Raw genomic sequence first — 18,736 nt, 5'->3', positions numbered from 1 at the left:
TCACTAAAAAATAGGAAACAGTACGGTAACTAAGGCAATTGTAGTGAGATAAAGCATCAGCGGGAATTTAAAATTTTAAGGGATGGAAATTATCGATAATAGTATCCTGGAGAGAACACATGCCTATGTAGAGCATCAATTGCCCAAAGCTGGTGAGGCTACTGGTTTCGACCTGCAACACACAAAAGAGCTGGTTACTGTGGCCGAAGAGATTGGCAGATCCTGTTCATTGCAGGAAGAGGAAATGGAAGTGCTGCTATTGGCTGCCTGGCTCCATGACCTTAGCTTTGCCAAACCAGGAGAACCTGCTGAAGGATCAGGTTTCTTACCGGTAACGGATTATCTGGAAAGTAGTGGCCTGTCTAAAGGCGGAATCAGTAAAGTGAACAGTTGTATCGCTGCCACTCAATACCCCCAAAACCCTCAGGATGCAACGGAAGAAGTACTCTGCGATGCTGTGGCAAGTTTCCTGGCTGCACCCGATTATCTAAAGCAGGAGGAGAGACGGGCTAAAGCCATTTCCAAAAAGAAGCGGGACCTGTATGAATGGATGAACAAACAGGTTGCCCTTTTTAAAAGGCACGAATATTTTACGAAATATGCCAAATTAGCCTTTTCGGATGGAAAAGAGAAGAACCTGAAGTTGTTGAAGAAAAAGTTAAAGGAACTGAGTAAAGACAACGCTGAACTGGAGGCAGTTTGGGTGGAAAATAAAAAGCTTAAGAAAGACCTGACCAAGGAAAGAGAGCAAAAGGTTTTCAAAGGAATAGAAACGATGTTCCGGACTACCATGGCCAGCCACCTGCAGTTAAGCGTAATGGCTGATGGCAAAGCTAACCTGATGATTTCTATCAATGCCATTGTTGCCTCTATCCTGATTTCCTCTTTTGTAAGAAAGTTTGAAGAGGTGCCCCACCTGATGATTCCATCCATTATGCTTACCTTGGTTTGTGTACTGACAATTATTTTTGCCGTTTTGTCCACACGCCCAAACATCAAGAAAACAAATGTGCCGGAAGACAAGCGAGACCTGCTCTTCTTCGGAGACTTTGTTCAGTTAAGTGCTGACACGTACAGAGACGGCATCCGGAACATCATGCGTGACCCCGACAAACTGTATAACAGCATGATCGGCAACATTTACCTGCAGGGAAAGGTACTGGCTAAGAAGTACCGCCTTCTGAAAATAGCCTATACTATTTTTATGGTTGGCTTTGCTGTGGTCTTAGCCAGCTATGCTGTCGCGTGGGTTTTCTTTGAGCCTTGATTTGCTAAGTAAAAGTAGCCTGGGCAGCACTTGCCTATTTTCGCATAGAGCATAGGTTTTACCTTAGTCTCGAATTCTCTAACGGAAACGTAGAGTGCCCTTCTCATGATAAGTACATTTCTCATTATTGCCTTCTTTTTAACTGTAGCACTGACAGGCTTTCCGCAGCCAGTTTGCCAATTGTTTGTATTCCTTTTTGATTAACATCATCAAGCTGGTACTGTACGTGTCTACTGGCTCAACGCGTTGAGCGAACAAGCTGAATCTATGCCAGATTAGAGCAACACCAGCATCAACCGTCCTATCAAAATAAGATTTAGCTGGAGTTGATACCTCGAATAGGTGAGTTCTGTATTTAAGAACAAGAAAACCGGTAACGAAAGCTTTATTTCTGTCTCAGTTGACATACCCATTCCTTGCCTTATATCATCAGAACAGCCAATGCTTTTTAGATTGGGAAGAAGCAGTTCCGGAATGGAATTTATTTGGTTGTAACTTCCTTACAGAGAATGTTGCTGTGTCAGGTGATTCTATGGAAGAAGAACCATTTCCTCTGGAGCTATGTGGATACGATGACAAGCCGGCTGCCTATGGTGCAGCAATTCAGAATGAATGGTTTCTAAAGTAATTTGTTTAATTTAGAAACTGCAATAATCTTAATCCTAACTGCAATCATGCAATTTAACAGGTTATTAATGCTTATCCTGCTTCTTCTTGGGAATCTGTGCCAAGTAATGGCTGGGGTACCGGAGCAGTATAGGTTTTCTCTGCTGGATATCAACAACGGGTTATCAGATAACCAGATAAAGAGCTTTCTGAAAGATAGCAGAGGTTTCATGTGGATTGGTACGGCCTCCGGACTGAACCGGTATGACGGCTATAAGTTTAAGGTGTTCCGGTACAACTCTAACGATACCTCCTCCCTTGTAAATAACGACGTAATAAAGTTGTTCGAAGGCCCTGAGGGCAAAATATGGATACAAACCAGCAGCGGCACCTGCATTTATGATCCGGCAACAGAAAAATTCACAAGGCAGAACAAGGGCATTTTAAAGAAATATGGTTTACCTGATGCCCCTGTTGAGGACATAGAGAAGGGTGCAGATGGTGCCTTCTGGTTCATAAGTACTGGCAAGGGAATTACCAGGTATAACCCTTCCAACGGCAGTTCTGTTAGTCTGACACATTCTTTTAACAGCAAGAATACGCTTAGCACCAGCGATGTTTCTGCTATCCGACAAAATTCAAAGGGTGATCTATGGGTTGTTCACCGGAATGGAATACTGGAAAGAATAAACAGCAAAACACTGCAGGTAGTAGAACAGAACAACGATATTTTTAAGAAGTTTAACCAGGAGCAGCTTAACTATTCCCTGACTATCGATAGTGATGACGACCTATGGGTGCACCTGCAGAACATGCAGGGGGGCGTTTTCTATTATAACCATTCAAGGAAAACGCTTGCGCACTACCATAAGAATGCCACTACACTGCAACTCAATAATAATGTAGTACGTGGTGTAGTGGAAGGGGCAAAAGGTAGAATCTGGATTGGTACCGACCATGGGGGGATAAATGAAATCGATAAGCGGGATTTTTCTGTCAACTATATCCTGCACAACACAGAAGTAGATAAAAGCCTGTCTCATAACAGCATTAATGCCTTGTATAAAGATGATGAAGACATCATTTGGGTCGGTACCTTCAAGAAAGGCGTTAACTACTATCACCCGAATAATATCCGTTTCCCCCACATCAAGCATCAGAACTCTGTCAGCAACAGCCTTCCTTTTAATGATGTTAATGCTTTTGTAGAAGATGCAAAGGGAAATCTCTGGATTGGCACCAACGGGGAAGGCCTGCTTTACTGGGACCGTGCGAAGGGGAGTTATACTCGCTATAAGCACGATACAGGTAATCCCGGCAGCCTGAGCAGCGACGTGGTAGTGAGCCTGCTCATTGACAGAAACAACACTTTATGGGTAGGAACTTACCTTGGTGGGCTCAATAAATTTAATGGCACCGGCTTCACCCACTACAGGAGTGACCCGCGCGATCCGCGTAGCCTTTCTGATGACAGCATCTGGGAGTTGTATGAGGACTCAAAAGGAAGCCTGTGGGTAGGTACGCTTCGGGGCGGGCTCGAGCTATTTGACCGGCAAAATAATGTGTTCCGCCATTCTAAGTCCGGCGAGGGAGAGTTTCCGGTGCATTGCGACTACCTTTCCTCTATTGCAGAAGATAGCAAAGGCAACCTGTGGGTGGGCGGTGGCTATGGTATAGATGTTTTTAACCGGGATACCGGCAAAAGCACTTATTTCTCCCATGACCCGAAAGACCCCAACAGCCTTGTCAGTAACAACATTACCTATATACTGAGAGACAGTGAGCAAAATATCTGGATAGGGACCTCTGAAGGGCTTGATTTCTATAACGAGAAGACAAATTCCTTCCACCACTATACCGTAGCAGATGGCCTGCCTAGCAACACCATCGTTGCTATAGTTGAAGATGGTGCTAAAAACTTATGGATTTCTACACCGAACGGTGTGTCGAACATGCGGCTCAACAGAAAAGCGGGTGTGGCGGCTACTTTCCGGAATTTTGATGAGTTGGATGGACTGCAGAGCAAAGCCTTCAATGAGAATGCAGCCTACTTCACAAGCAATGGTGAAGTAGTTTTTGGAGGGCCTAATGGCATGAATGTCTTTTATCCTAAACAAATAGGAGAGAACAGTGTCTCGCCCCGAATTGTGTTTACAGATTTTCAGCTGTTCAACAAGAGTATGGAAGCAGGCAAAGCCGTAAATGGCCGCGTGTTGCTTACAGAGGCAGTTTCAGAAACACAGTCTGTCACTTTGAAGCACGACGAGAACGTATTCTCCATCGAATTTGCTGCACTAAACTTTTTTCATCCTGAAAAGACGAAGTACCGCTATAAACTGGAAGGCTTCGATAAAGAATGGCACACTGTAGATAATACAACCAGAAAAGTGACCTATACTAACCTGGACCCGGGTGACTATGCGTTCAGAGTGATGGCCTCGAACAACGATGGTATCTGGAATGAAGAAGGCGTTAGCATGCAAATCAAAGTACTGGCCCCTTTCTGGCTGACAACAGAGGCCTTCGCGCTTTATTTTTTGCTGGCTATAGTCCTGCTGGTATTTGCCCGGAAGAGGCTTCTGCAAAGAGAAAGAGCCCGGTTCCTGATAGAGCAGGAGCGAAGAGAGGCGCACCAGATGCACGAGCTCGACCTCATGAAAATAAAGTTCCTGACAAATGTGAGCCATGAGTTCAGGACGCCGCTTACCCTGATTCTGGCCCCAATTGAAAGGCTGCTCAAAACAACAGGCAACCCTGACCAGTTACAGCAGTACGAAATGATAAACCGCAATGCCAAGCGGCTGCTGAACCTCGTGAACCAGCTGCTCGACTTCCGCAAGATTGAGGTGGAGGAAATCAGCCTATACCCATCCGAAGGCAACGTGGTGAAGTTTGTGGAAGCAACCGTCAGCTCATTTTCTGCCCTATCGGAAAAGAAGAATATCACCTTAACCTTTAAAGCGAATGTGCCGGAACTCCAGGCGTCCTTCGATATGGACAAACTGGAGAAGATCCTGTTCAACCTGCTGTCGAATGCCTTTAAGTTTACACCAGACTTTGGCTTTATTAACGTAGAGCTGAACTGCTACGACAACGATTCCTCTTCAGCGGGTATCAAGATTCTTGAGCTGAAAGTAAGGGACAGCGGTATCGGTATTGCGAAAGAGAATCATAAAAAGGTTTTTGAGCGGTTCTTTCAGGATGTAGTGCCGGGCAATATGGTGAACCAGGGCAGCGGAATCGGCTTGTCTATTACAAAGGAGTTTGTGAAAATACATGGAGGTATCATCAACCTAGATAGTGCTCCGGGCCAGGGCAGCTGCTTTACCGTTACCATCCCTGTAAAAGAGATTATACCTATGCCAGACCTTGCTGCTAATGAGGCAAACACAGCGGAAGAGCTGCTCCCAAAAGAAGTAGCTGCAGCTGCTGCTGACAAACTACAGGTTTCCAGCTACCTCGACAATGCTCCTGTGGTGCTGCTTGTGGAGGATAGCGAAGATTTCCGCTTTTACCTGAAGGACAATTTGAAGGAGCATTTCACCATAGTGGAGGCGAAAGACGGAAAAGAGGGCTGGCAGAAGGCGCTGGCACACATGCCGGACCTGATTGTCAGCGATTTGATGATGCCGGAGGTAAACGGAATTGACCTCTGCAAAAAGATAAAGGCCGACTCCCGCACGTCTCACATACCGTTTGTGCTGCTTACGGCGCATGCCTCCGAGGACAAGAAGCTGGATGGTCTGAACATCGGGGCAAATGATTATGTGACGAAGCCCTTTAGCTTCGACCTGCTTCTTTCCCGCATTAAAAACCTGATCACACAGCGCGAACTGCTGCAGAAAGTGTTCGAAAAGAAAATCAGCGTACAGACAAGCGAAGAGAAAATAATATCCCTCGACGACAAACTGGTTCAGAACGCGATAAAGACGGTGGAAGAAAACCTCTCCAATTCTGATTTCTCTGTGGAAATGCTGAGCAAGGAACTGGGCGTAAGCAGGGTGCACCTCTACAAGAAGCTGCTAGCCATTACCGGGCAGTCACCGGTTGAGTTTATCCGGAAGATCAGGCTTCAGCACGCGGCACAGTTTCTCGAGAAGAGCCAGCTGACGGTGGCAGAGGTGGCCTATAAAGTTGGCTTCAATAACCGGAAGTACTTCACCAAGTACTTCAAAGAGGAGTATAAAATTCTGCCCTCGCAGTACGCAGAAAGTAAGCAAAAAGCAGCGCAGGCATAAAGTTTTGTACAACCAACAAAAAAGGCTGAGGAAAATCTCCTAAGCCTTTTTTGTTGCCTTCCCTGCGAGCTAAGCAAGAGCACAAAAGGAAAACTAAACGTAAAGGTCGGATTAGAAACAAACAGAGCCTGTTTATCCACAAATAAGGCTCCTGAAGCAGTTTATTTGGCATGTTAACAGGCTGTTCTCTCATCAGAAACATTTGATACCCCTTCATTCAGAGCCAATTTGTTACCTTGGAGGCATGATAAATTTCTCGCTTTTACAGGTGGATGCAGCATTCAGCCAGCGCTAAAGAAACTACTGCAGCCATTCCTGTTACAACGAAAGTAGTCCGCTTGATTTTGGTAAGAATTGAAAGCCTATTTTCGATAAAAATACCTGCCTGGCCTGCCATAACCCGAACAAAAAGCAAGTGGGGCCGGCGTTCAGAGACGTTGTCAGGCGAATATATTCTGACAAGCAAATTGTGCAGCTAATTCATAAGCCGAAGCCGGAGAACTGGCCTGACTTTGCAACTCCATGCCGCTGATGCCGCAGGTGCCGGAAGCAGAGGCACTCAAAATTACTTCCTGGATCAATTCTCTGAAATAAGTTGTAGATTGTAGGCCAAAGAACTTTGTCATCAGAGTTTCTGCCTTGCCTCTTTAATAGCTCATGGCAGGAAAGAATAAGAAATCCAAAGAACCCTTACACATATGAAATCTATTTCTTCTAAGAAAGTTGCTTTCGCTGCCGTAGCCCTTGGCTTGCTGGCTTATACCAACACACAGGCACAGGAAGTGCCGAAGCCGCCTAAAATGGTACCAGAGATGACGGAGTTCTGGGAGCCGGAGGTGCGCGTGATTACACCGGGCAACAATAACGCTGCCCCCTCCGACGCTATTGTGCTGTTCGATGGCAAAGACTTATCGCAGTGGAAAGCCAAGAATGGCGGGGGAGAAGCCAAATGGCAGGTGAAAGATAAAGTATTCACAGTAGGCAAAGGTGATATCTCAACTAAAAAGGAATTCGGGGATTTCCAACTGCACATTGAGTGGAGCGCACCGGACGAGGTGAAAGGCGAAAGCCAGGGCCGGGGTAACAGCGGCATATTCCTGCAGGACCGCTATGAGGTGCAGGTACTCGACAACTATAACAACCGTACTTACTCCAACGGCCAGGCGGGTAGTATATACAAGCAGCACCGCCCGCTGGTAAACGCCATGCGAAAGCCTACAGAGTGGAACGTATACGATATCATCTATACAGCCCCAAGATTTAAAGAGGATGGTTCTTTGTTCTCACCTGCCCGCGTAACGGTGCTGCATAATGGTGTGGTGGTGCAGAACAACGTGGAAGCGAAAGGTCCAACGGAGTACATAGGCCTGCCTGAGTACAAGGCACACGGCAAAGCACCCATCAGCCTGCAGGACCATGGTAACCCGGTGCAGTACCGCAACATCTGGATAAGAGAGCTGTAACAATCAGGAAATGCAGGCGAAGAACAGGTAGTGTACTGATCTTTGCCTGCACTCTCGCTTGAGTATGACATTGTCTTAGCATTTAAGTTTTGTAAGATGAGAAAACAAATCACATTCCTGACTTTTGCTATCGTGCTGGTGCTTCTACAGTCATTGGGAGCCTATGCACAGTTAAAGGTGAAAGTAGCTTGTGTGGGCAACAGTATAACAGAGGGTGCAGGTTTAAAACAAACCTACCCTGAAGAACTGGAGGAATTGCTTGGAGATCAGTATGAAGTAAAGAACTTTGGAGTAAGCGGTCGTACGCTGCTTAAAAAAGGTGACTTCCCATACTGGAATGAAGACAAGTACAATCAAGTGCTGGCCTGGAACCCAGATATTGTAGTAATTAAACTGGGCACGAATGATACCAAGCCGCAGAACTGGAAGTACAAAAAGGATTTTGTTAAAGATTATGTAGCCTTAGTGAAGTCTTTCCAGTGCCTGCCTTCCAGGCCGCAGGTTTACTTGGCATATCCTGTTCCTGTATTCGAGGATAAGTGGGGCATAAATGAAAAAGCAGTGAAGAATGAGGTTTTACCTGCTGTCAAAAAGATTGCTCGCAAGACGAAGGCTAAAACGATCGATCTCTACACGCCTTTCTTAGGCAAAGCAGAACTGACCTACGACGGTATCCATCCGAATGATGCTGGTGCAGCCCTTATAGCACAGGAAGTATACAAAGCCATCAAATCAGTAGAGGCAGCTGCAGTTAAATAAGCAGGAAGCCTTTCTGTAAAACTGTACGCTGCTAAACTCCCAGTGGCAGCCTGCTTATGTTCTGCTCAGTTATTTACCTGAATGCTCCGAAGGTGCCGATTCAAGTACGACACTCATACACACTGCATTTCTTTTCAAGGGTAGTGAGAGAATACAGATGAATGCGCTTAAACAGAAATTCGTACAGACGCTTTAGTCCTTTCCAAGTTCTTAAACTTGTAGTCTTTAGTTAGATTTACTGCCAGTGTCCTTACTTGCCCATAAAGCGATATGAGCAAGTAAGGATGTTCAGAAATACCTCCTGAACGTGATAATTTTATTCATCTTTTGTACGGCAATTGAGTATCGAATTGTTCACTGGGAGATCGTGTAGATCGTATGAAAAAGTTCTGCTCATCTAGTGCCCCACTTACTATAGTATGAGGTCTCTTAATTGTAAGAACCGTTCCCTATACTGATTGCTCTTAATGGAGGTAATGAGTATTGAGATGGACACGAATTATAGAGTAGGCATGAACACAGATGAAGAGAGCCAGATGCAAAATTGGTAATTCTCTATGAAGGAAGTTTCACCCTTTTACTAGATATACTCAGTAGACTGAAGCAGGTTGTAAGAACCGGCATGTGCCAAAAGTGTTTAAAATACGCTTTATAAGTATAGTTAGTAAAACATACTCTATTAACAAGTAGGGTACACATTAGAAACATTTTATACCCCTGCTGAATTAAAAATACCCGTACTTTAGTAGCATCAATGGTAACGAATCACCTGTACTGGAAGAGTATACACTCACAAATCTCAAACCAAGTGATGTGAAATATTCTTTCGGTGAATTTTTTTATGTGGTTTCGTGTGCTACATACCGTGTCTAAGAAATCTTAATATACTACGTTAATAAGCTGCTTCATCTGACTTTAATTGTTTTGAAGGCACGATAAAGAAAGTAAATCAAGAACTGCTCTTAAAATTCGCAACCGATTTCATAAATAAATTTCAGTAAGATTTGACCCTTTGCTTGCTAAGTATGATAAAAGGTTTGCTAAAATAGTATTACTAAATAGATGGCAAAATGTATAGATTTGTTATAACAGGTAAGGGTATAAAGCTGGTGCAGTTTTTTAGTAAATAAAATTTGTGTGACGTCCGATTATAAAAATTTAGTTGAGTTATAAAAGAGTAGTTGATGTGCAACTAAATCCAAATAAGTCCAGCGGCCATAGAGAAGTGCTGGATTTTGATAATAAGCATAAGATGTGAACTGAGCTGGTATAGCGCGTATTTAGTATTGATTGACTGATCACTTCAAATAATAAGAAAATCTTGAATTGAAAGTAGTTCCATTACAAGAGCCAAGAATACATTAACCATTGATAACCTATATAAATTCTATATCCTATTATGATGAAACACATGTACTTTTACAGGGGTTATTTAATTAACCATCCTGTTTGCGAATCGCTTAAAGCATGGAAGTTAGCACCGGTTATGCTGGCTTTCCTTCTGCTGCAGAGCATTTGCAGCTTTGCACAAACTACCCAAACAATTAGTGGTAGAGTAGTATCATCGGAAGATAACCAGGGACTGCCAGGTGTTAGTATCGGTGTAAAGGGAACATCTTCTGGTGCTATCACAGATGCACAGGGACAGTTCCAACTTCAAGCTGCCAACGATGCTGTTCTTGTTGTATCTTATATTGGGTACGCCTCACAGGAAGTTCCTGTTGATGGCAGAACTAATCTTACGGTTACATTGAGGCCTGATCAGAAAGTGCTGGATGAAGTAGTTATCACAGGTTATGGCGAAATAAAGCGTGCAGAAGTAACCAGTGCACAGACTACCATCAAATCTGAAGACATTCAGAAAACTGTGAACACTACTATAGAGCAGGCAATTCAGGGCCGGGCGGCAGGTGTTTACGTTACACAGAACACAGGACAACCTGGTGGCGGTATTTCGGTAAATATCAGGGGCATCAACTCTATAACTGGTTCTAACGAGCCACTTTACGTTATAGATGGTGTTCAGATGCAGCCAGGTAACGTGAGTTGGGGTTCCACGAGCTCTACAAACCCCCTTGCTGGCTTGAATCCTGCTGATATTGAATCTATGGAAATCTTACAAGGACCTTCTGCTACGGCTCTTTATGGCTCTAGAGGAACGAACGGTGTTGTATTGATTACTACAAAGCGCGGTAAAGCCGGTGAAATGAAGGTGTCTTACGGTTACTTGTATTCGCTTCAGGATAAACCGGAGGCATTAGATGTAATGAACCTGCGCCAGTATGCACAAATGCACAACATCATCAGAACTTTGACTGGTGGTACACCAACTCCTGAATTTGCAGATCCTTCTATATTAGGAGATGGTACAAACTGGCAAGAGGCGCTGTTTAACACCGCAGCCCTTAACAAGCACCAGCTTAGCTTGAGTGGCGGTAGCGATAAGACCCAGTTTTATCTTTCTGGTGAATATTTTGATCAGGAAGGCATTGCACTAGGCTCTCACTTCGACCGTTATTCTTTGCGTTTGAACGTAGATAACCAGACACGCAAATGGTTAAAGTTCAGTACAAACCTAGCTGTAAACCAGACAGATGAAGCCTTAGGTACTTCTCAGGAGAACCTGATCATCACTGCGCTTCAAATGCCTCCACACCTTGCTGTTAGAAATCCTGATGGATCATATGCTGGTCCAGATGATAGCAACAACAGTTCCGTGCAGTTCACACCGCTAAACCCGATTGCCATAGCAAACCTTGTTCAAAACGATTTGCAAAGAAGAGGCTTTATCGGAGGTGTTAGTGCACAAATCGATATTATGGAAGGTCTTCAGTTCCGTACTTCCTTGAACGGTAATGCCGGCTTCAATGAGACCATTTATTTTATTCCGAGCTATAAGTTAGGTGCCAGACCAACAACTACTGCAAGCTTAGCTAAGAGCAGCGCAAGCAATACTTACTGGAACTGGAACCAACTGTTGCAGTATAATAAGGATCTTGGCAGACACAGCATCGGTTTGATGGCGAGCCATGAAGCACAGGCATCTGAGTGGGAAAACATCAGTGGCTCGAGAACAGGCTTCGTAACAAACGAGGTTCGCGAACTTCCTTTGGGTAACGCACAAGGCCAAAACAATAGTAGTGGTAGCGGCGATTGGGCAATGGAGTCTTATTTAGGCCGTGTGAATTACTCTTTCGCAGACAAATATATCTTACAAGGTACCATCCGTGCGGATGGTTCAGCTAATTTTGGTCCTGAGAACAGATGGGGTTATTTTCCTTCTGTGTCAGCTGCGTGGCGTGTGTCTGAAGAAGAATTCTTTAAAACGGCTCTTCCTTTCGTAAACGAGTTCAAGCTTCGATATGAAACAGGTATCACTGGTAACCAAGGTGGCGGCGGTATATATGGACCACTGCAGGCTACTACTACCCCTTGGGGAACTGGTTTCAGACTTGGTACCTATGGTAACCCAAGCTTACAGTGGGAAGAAACTTTCACAAAGAACCTTGGATTTAACCTGAGCCTCTTCTCTAACCGTGTACAGTTTGAAGGAGATTTCTATATAAAGGAAACTGATAACCTGCTGATGCAGAATCCGCTTCCAGATTATATGGGTACTGCAAGCGAAGGATCCATTGGCGCACCAACCGTAAATATTGGCTCACTGAGAAACAGAGGTTATGCCTTCTCTTTGAACACGGTGAACATCGACAACAATGACTTTACGTGGAATACAAACCTGAACTTTTCTCACTTTAAAACAGAGGTTACTGAGTTTTACTCTGATGCCGCTATCATCGACCGTGTGTCCTGGTGGTTAAGTGACTGGACACAGCGTGCAGTTGTTGGTCAGGCTCCATGGTTATTCCGAGGATACATCCAGGAAGGCATCTTCCAGTCTTTAGATGAAATTGAAAACAGTGCAGTTCCTACAAAGGGTGATGGTTCCAGACTCGATATTGATGAGGCTTCAGGTGTGTGGGTTGGCGATGTTAAGTTTAAAGACTTAAATGGTGATGGTGTTATCACTCAGGCAGACCAGACATTTATTGGTAACCCTTGGCCAAAGCTTACTTTTGGTTTCACTAACACCTTTACATGGAAAGGCTTTGATGCAACACTATTGTTGACAGGTTCATATGGTAATGATGTTTACAACTATGTTCGATTCATCAATACAAACCCGAACAACATCAACTTGGGCCGTAACATGTTAGCCGAGACTTTCAACTATGCAAGAGTAGCTTATGACGATGCTGGTCAGCCTTACCTGGAGAATCCTGAAACAAACATTCCAAGAATCAGTGGCCAGAACGCAAATAACAACGGGGTAAGACATACAAGCGCTTATGTGGAAGATGGTTCTTTCATCAGAATCAAAAATCTACAGATTGGTTATAATATTCCCCAGTCACTGCTAAGCAAACAGGGTATTGTACAGGGAGCGCGTCTTTCATTTGGTGTACAGAACCTTGCTACTTTCACCAAATATAAAGGTATGGACCCTGAGGTTGGTGCCTATGTTGGTAGAGATGTGTCGGCAACAACACAGTCTATCGGTCTGGACTTCGGCCGTTATCCTTTAACCAGAATGTATACTGTAAGTGTTGGAATTGACTTTTAATTCAAGAATAAACAAAAGTGATGAGAAAAATGAAATATAAAGGTTATTTAGCCTGCTTAGCTTTTCTGAGCTTCTTAACAGGCTGTGATAAGGAGTTCCTGGAAAGGCCTCCGAAAGACAGAATTGTGGACGCCAACTATTATCAGACAGCAGAGCAGGTAATAGCTAGCACGTCTCCTCTCTACAACATCGTGTGGTTCGCCTATAACGACAAAGCATCACACGGTATCGGAGATGCAAGAGGTGGCTTGCTTTACTCCGGCTCCTACCAGGCGGAAAACATCAGAATGAATACAACTCCTGTTACTCCAGAAGTTGGTAACTCTTGGCGTGCCTTCTATAACGTAGTGGGGCAGGCAAACACTGCAATTGCTAACATCAACCGTTATGCACCTGCATCTGTGCCTACAAGTGTAAAGAACCATGCTATTGGTGAAGCCCGCTTCATGAGAGGCCTCGCATACTCTTATTTGGTGCAGAATTGGGGTCCAGTACCAATTATTGCTAATAACGAGACGGTGCTAACAGACACTACTATTGCCAGAAACACAGTAGAAAGTGTGTGGGAGTTTATTATCCGTGACATTCGCTATGCAACAAAAGTGCTTCCGGAAGCACCGGTTCAAACTGGCCGCTTAACAAAGTGGGCTGCTGAAGGTATGCTGGCTAAAATGTTCTTGACTCGTGCAGGTGTTGGCATGGACGGTACACGCAGACAGTCTGATTTGGATAGTGCCGCTTATTATGCAAAAAGAGTTATCGACAATAGTGGAAAGTCATTGTTGCCAGATTATGCTGATTTATTCAAAACAGCAAATAACAACAATGAGGAAACGTTATTTGCCCTGCAGTGGAAATATGACGGTGACTGGGGCGCGCAAAACAGTGTGCAGGCTTTCTTAGCTTACAGCTCAAGCTTAACCGGATTTGGTGACGGCTGGGGTGGTGACATCGGTGGTTCTTTACATGCTCTTAATCTATATGAAGATTTGGAAATGGATGAGCGCAGACAAGCAACTTACATGCTGCCAGGTGACAATTATGACTATATCCATGAGATAGTAGATGAGGAGGTAGTTCCGCTTCATGTAAGAACAGATAACAACAACCAGGCTGCATATAGAACAAGAGCGCATGTAAAGAAATATGTTGTGGGCTTGCCTTCTGATAACGCCGGAAAAGTGTTGCAGCAGCGCACAGAAATTCAGACATACATGCTGCGTTTGGCTGATGTTTATCTGATATACGCTGAGGCCATATTAGGTAACAACGCTTCTACTTCAGATCCACTTGCTTTGCAGTACTTCAACGCAGTTCGCACAAGAGCTGGCTTGGATCCTTTAAGCTCTATCACTTGGGCTGACATTCACAAAGAAAGAATGGTTGAGTTCGCTATGGAAGGACAAGCTTGGTACGAGTTTACAAGGCTGCACTATTACGACCCACAGAAAGCATACAACATTCTGAGTGCGCAGGACAGAGGCTTGTTCTGGATCTACCCGAACGATAAGGAGAATGCTACTTCATGGGATCTCGTACCTCAGGAAACGCCGCTTCCTAGAACTTATACAGTAAACTCAAGTAATTTCCTTTTACCGTTACCAGCGACAGAACTTGCAAGGGCTCCTAATTTGAACAAGGCCCCGGTTCCTTATAATTTCGATGGGGAATAAGAAATGATATCTTTAAAATGTCTGCCCTCTTGTATTGTCTCGGTACCAGAGGGCAGATAAAAAAGAAAATTTAAAAAGACTTATATGGAAAAATATATTTTACAGCCCATACACAGAATGAACCTCAAGTTCTTATTCTTCTTGATGGGTAGCTTTATGTTCTTATCTTCCTGTGAAAAGGATAACGAAGGACAACCCATACAAGAATCAGCACCTCCTGTTATACAGGGAGTAAGAATCCCTGCTGTACAAGACAGTACCTTCACGAAATCAACTCTTGGTACTACTATTGTGATAATGGGCCAGAATCTGGCTGGTACACAGCAGGTCTTTTTCAACGGCTACCAGGCGCCGGTAAACCCTGCGTATGCTACTAGCAATAACCTTATCATCAGGATTCCTGATGAGGTACCTACAGTTGCTACAAACCCTAGTGTGCCAAATGAGTTGAAAATAATAAACACAGCAGGTGAAACAACTTATGAGTTCCAGGTGTTGCCGCCGGCTCCTACAATTACTGCAGTTTCTAATGAATGGGCGAGTGCTGGTCAAACAATTACGCTTTATGGCAACTACTTCTACTTTGTTGAAGATGTAATTTTTCCAGGTAATGTTAGTGCTACTGATTATACAGCAAGTGCTGACGGAACAATGCTTACTGTGACTGTTCCGGAAGGAATTAACTTTGATGACCCTACAAGCACAAAGCTACGTGTAGAGACTCAGAGTGGTATATCAGCAGTGAACAACAGAATAAAGTTTGCTGATAAAAATGGTGTGATTCTAGATTGGGATACAAGAACTGCCTGGGATCCTGCCCGAGTACTTAATTCAACTTGGGGTATATCAGAAGATATGAGCAAAGTCACTAGTTCATTCCAGGGAATAACTCCGGTTGATGGTGAATTTGGTGTTGTAAATATGCCAATCCTTGGAAACTGGAGCTGGGCTAATGCAAAGCTTATAAATTTCGGTAACAATGATGAAGGCACTAATGGAGCCCACATCTATCCAAAAGATCCAGTACTTTATGATCCGAATGCATCTTTAGCGAACTTCGAGCTAAGAGCTGAAATTGCTGCCACTCAACCGGTAGGTGAGCTACTATTACAGGTTTGGCAGTCTAATAGCGGGAAAGATTATGACACAACTGTTCCGCTCAAAAACTTTATCAAATCAGCTGACGGAAAATGGTATACTGTTTCAATTAATTTGGGCAACTTAGCAAGTGGTGGTGCTAAACTTTCAAAGTATGGCGACTTCATCAAAGCACCTGAGTTTAGATTACTGCTTCAGAATCCTACTTCTGAGACTATTCCAACTACACTTGCCATCGATAATGTTCGTATAGTTAACATCACCAAATAACCAAGGGCCCTTTGACCGCATAGAAAGAATCATATACTTCTGGTGGTGGGGAGGAGAATATTTATAACTATAGTAAAAAGAGGCCCTGCTAACTAGCAGGGCCTCTTTTTACTATGGGTTACATTGGATTTAACAAGACATTGAAAGCATTTTATACCTCTGAAGTATAGCTCAAAGTTGGGTGTACGAAGCCTGCTGTAATTCTTTGGGTAGGCTGTAGTGCAGCAAACTTAAAAGCTACATATAATTTATTAACTCCTCCTCGGAGGTGCAAGCTCTTCTCTATCTCACTTACATAATAGCAAATCATATAAAATGGATTTAAATCTGAGGATTTTGTGTTAAGTGCAGAATGGCTAAACTTGCTTGCCTGTTGCAGGTATGTGCATTTCTTTACTTTTATTTTCCCTTATATATCAGAATGCAGTTTTTAAGAAATTCTGGTCTTTTCCGTCTGTTTATGCTTACTGCTTTTTTAGCAGGCTGTCAGGAAAAAGAGCCTAAAGTTAACCAAGCTACGCCTCAGGAAAAGCAGGCCCCTGCCGAAACCCTGTTCAGCTTATTGCCGGCGGAGAAAACCAACATCAGCTTCAGCAATACTATACAAGAAAACCCTTACGGGAATATTCTGGCCTACCAGTACTTTTACAATGGAGGAGGGGTGGCTGTCGGCGATATCAACAACGATGGCCTGCAGGACATCTACTTCTCTGGGAACATGGTGGCAAACCGGCTCTACCTGAACAAGGGTAACATGCAGTTCGAGGACATCACCATATCAGCGGCTGTGGCCGGTAGACCTAATAACTGGAAAACAGGCGTGGCCATGGCCGATGTGAACGGCGATGGTCTCCTTGATATATACCTTAATTATTCCGGGAACATGCCGCCCGAAGCCCGGGCAAACCAGCTATTCATAAACCAGGGTCCTGATACGAATGGCCTTCCTAGGTTTGTGGAACAGGCGCAGGAGTATGGCCTCGCCGATGCCTCCTTTAGCACAGGCGCCTCTTTCTTTGACTACGACCGGGACGGAGACCTGGACATGTTCCTGCTCAACCACAACCCTGTTACTTTCCGGAATTTAGATGATGTCAGTATCAGGGAGGTCCTGAAAAAGACGGAGCCTGAAATGCGGGTGAAGCTGTACCGCAACGATAACGGAAAGTTCTCTGATGTGTCTGATAAAGCAGGCTTTGCCGGTTCAGCTTTTACTTATGGTCTTGGCGCTGGTGTAGCAGACATCAATCACGATGGCTGGCTGGATATATATATATCCAATGATTACTCAGCACCCGATTACCTCTATATCAATAACGGCAACGGCACCTTCACAGATAAAATCAACCAGAGCATCGGGCACATCTCCCTGTATTCTATGGGGAACGACATAGCAGATATCAACAACGATGGCTTGCTAGATGTGTATACGCTGGATATGCTGCCGGAGGATAATAAAAGGCAAAAGCTGCTGTTCTCTCCGGATAATTACGAATACTTCGACCAATTTGTGCGCGCAGGGTTCAACCCGCAGTACATGCGCAACATGTTGCATGTTAACAACGGGGACGGCACTTTTAGTGAGGTAGGTCAACTGGCGGGCATTTCGAACACCGACTGGAGTTGGGCACCGCTGTTCGCTGATTACGATAACGATGGCTGGAAAGACCTCTTTGTGTCAAACGGCTTCCTCCGTGATTTTACCAACCTCGACTTTATTAAGTATAGGAGTTCCTATTTCCAGGGCGTAGGCAGCAAAGGAGGGCCGCAGGCTATACTGGAACTGGTGAACAAGATGCCTGCCTCCAACATCAGCAACTATATTTTCAGGAATAACGGGAACCTGACCTTCACCAACAAAGGTGCCGACTGGGGCGTGAATGTTGCCTCCAATAGCAACGGTGCCTCCTATGCCGATTTGGATAACGACGGCGATCTTGACTTGGTGGTAAACAACATCAACAAGCCTGCTTTTATCTACCAGAACAAGGCAGAAAAGCAACTGAACAACAACTACCTCCAGGTAAAGCTCAAGGGAAGCGGCAAAAACACCCTGGGTGTTGGTGCGAAGGTAATGTTGTACAAAGACGGCATGCAACAGTACCAGGAGCAAATGCCTTCGCGGGGCTATCAGTCGAATGTGTCGCCGGTGCTGCACTTTGGCGTAGGCGATGCGGCAACCGTAGATTCCCTGCGTGTGGTGTGGCAAAGCGGGAAGCAGCAGGTGCTGCACGATGTGAAGTCAAACCAGGTGCTGGAATTGTTAGAGAAGGACGCAACTTCCACATACCGCTATCCAAAGACTAAAACGGCTCCTGCATTAGAAGCAGTTAAGTCGCCTGTGTCGTTCACGCACCAGAAAAATGCTGTAAATGATTTCAAGCGGCAGCCACTGCTGGTGAACCCGATGTCGTTTTCTGGGCCGGCTCTTGTGAAAGCCGATGTGAACGGGGACGGCCAGGAGGATGTGTTTGTGGGTGGTGGCAAGGGTCAGGCAGGGGCGCTATACCTGCAGCAAAGTGGCGGCCGGTTTTCCCAGAAACCTACGCCTGCTTTCGAGGCAGATAAGATGAGCGAAGATGTGAATGCAGTTTTCTTTGATGCAAACGGCGACGGGAAACAAGACCTGTACGTGGTGAGCGGGGGCTACCATGACTTTGCGCCGGAAGATGCCTTGCTGCAGGACCGGCTATACCTGAACGACGGTAAAGGCAACTTCACCAAAGCTGCTGACGCCT

Annotated in this window: 8 protein-coding genes and 1 pseudogene; all 9 read left to right on the top strand. The window is 44.7% G+C overall.

The features are described 5' to 3' along the window. The first annotated feature begins 82 nt into the window (after positions 1-82). Positions 83-1,267 (top strand): Pycsar system effector family protein, encoded by a 1,185-nt coding sequence (locus ACFS7Z_RS25285; RefSeq protein ID WP_377491539.1) that lies wholly within the window; start codon positions 83-85, stop codon positions 1,265-1,267. 734 nt (positions 1,268-2,001) lie between these two features. Next, complete coding sequence (locus ACFS7Z_RS25280) at positions 2,002-6,111, top strand: hybrid sensor histidine kinase/response regulator transcription factor (RefSeq protein WP_377491536.1); 4,110 nt, start codon at positions 2,002-2,004, stop codon at positions 6,109-6,111. Between the two features lie 376 nt (positions 6,112-6,487). After that, a pseudogene (locus ACFS7Z_RS25275) lies at positions 6,488-6,705 on the top strand (c-type cytochrome); the annotation flags it as partial. Positions 6,706-6,809: 104 nt separating this feature from the next. Then, positions 6,810-7,574, top strand: a complete 765-nt coding sequence (locus ACFS7Z_RS25270) for a 3-keto-disaccharide hydrolase (RefSeq protein ID WP_377491533.1) — start codon at positions 6,810-6,812, stop codon at positions 7,572-7,574. 96 nt (positions 7,575-7,670) lie between these two features. After that, a complete protein-coding gene (locus tag ACFS7Z_RS25265; protein ID WP_377491530.1) occupies positions 7,671-8,333 on the top strand; it encodes a GDSL-type esterase/lipase family protein in 663 nt (220 codons plus the stop codon). Between the two features lie 1,399 nt (positions 8,334-9,732). Then, positions 9,733-12,957 carry a SusC/RagA family TonB-linked outer membrane protein gene (locus tag ACFS7Z_RS25260; RefSeq protein ID WP_377491527.1) on the top strand — a complete coding sequence of 1,075 codons (3,225 nt, stop codon included), beginning with the start codon at positions 9,733-9,735 and terminating at the stop codon, positions 12,955-12,957. Between the two features lie 20 nt (positions 12,958-12,977). Further along, positions 12,978-14,630 carry a RagB/SusD family nutrient uptake outer membrane protein gene (locus ACFS7Z_RS25255; protein ID WP_377491524.1) on the top strand — a complete coding sequence of 551 codons (1,653 nt, stop codon included), beginning with the start codon at positions 12,978-12,980 and terminating at the stop codon, positions 14,628-14,630. A gap of 84 nt (positions 14,631-14,714) precedes the next feature. Beyond that, positions 14,715-15,998 carry a glycan-binding surface protein gene (locus ACFS7Z_RS25250; protein WP_377491519.1) on the top strand — a complete coding sequence of 428 codons (1,284 nt, stop codon included), beginning with the start codon at positions 14,715-14,717 and terminating at the stop codon, positions 15,996-15,998. A 460-nt stretch (positions 15,999-16,458) separates the two neighbouring features. Continuing rightward, on the top strand, positions 16,459-18,736 hold a 2,278-nt coding region (locus ACFS7Z_RS25245), incomplete at its 3' end, for a VCBS repeat-containing protein (RefSeq protein ID WP_377491516.1).

Origin of the sequence: Pontibacter toksunensis (assembly GCF_042686245.1) — a bacterium.
In the GTDB taxonomy this organism is placed as follows: Bacteria; Bacteroidota; Bacteroidia; order Cytophagales; family Hymenobacteraceae; genus Pontibacter; species Pontibacter toksunensis.
Note: the sequence above shows the minus strand (reverse complement) of the source record. Positions and strands in the feature narration are given on the sequence as shown.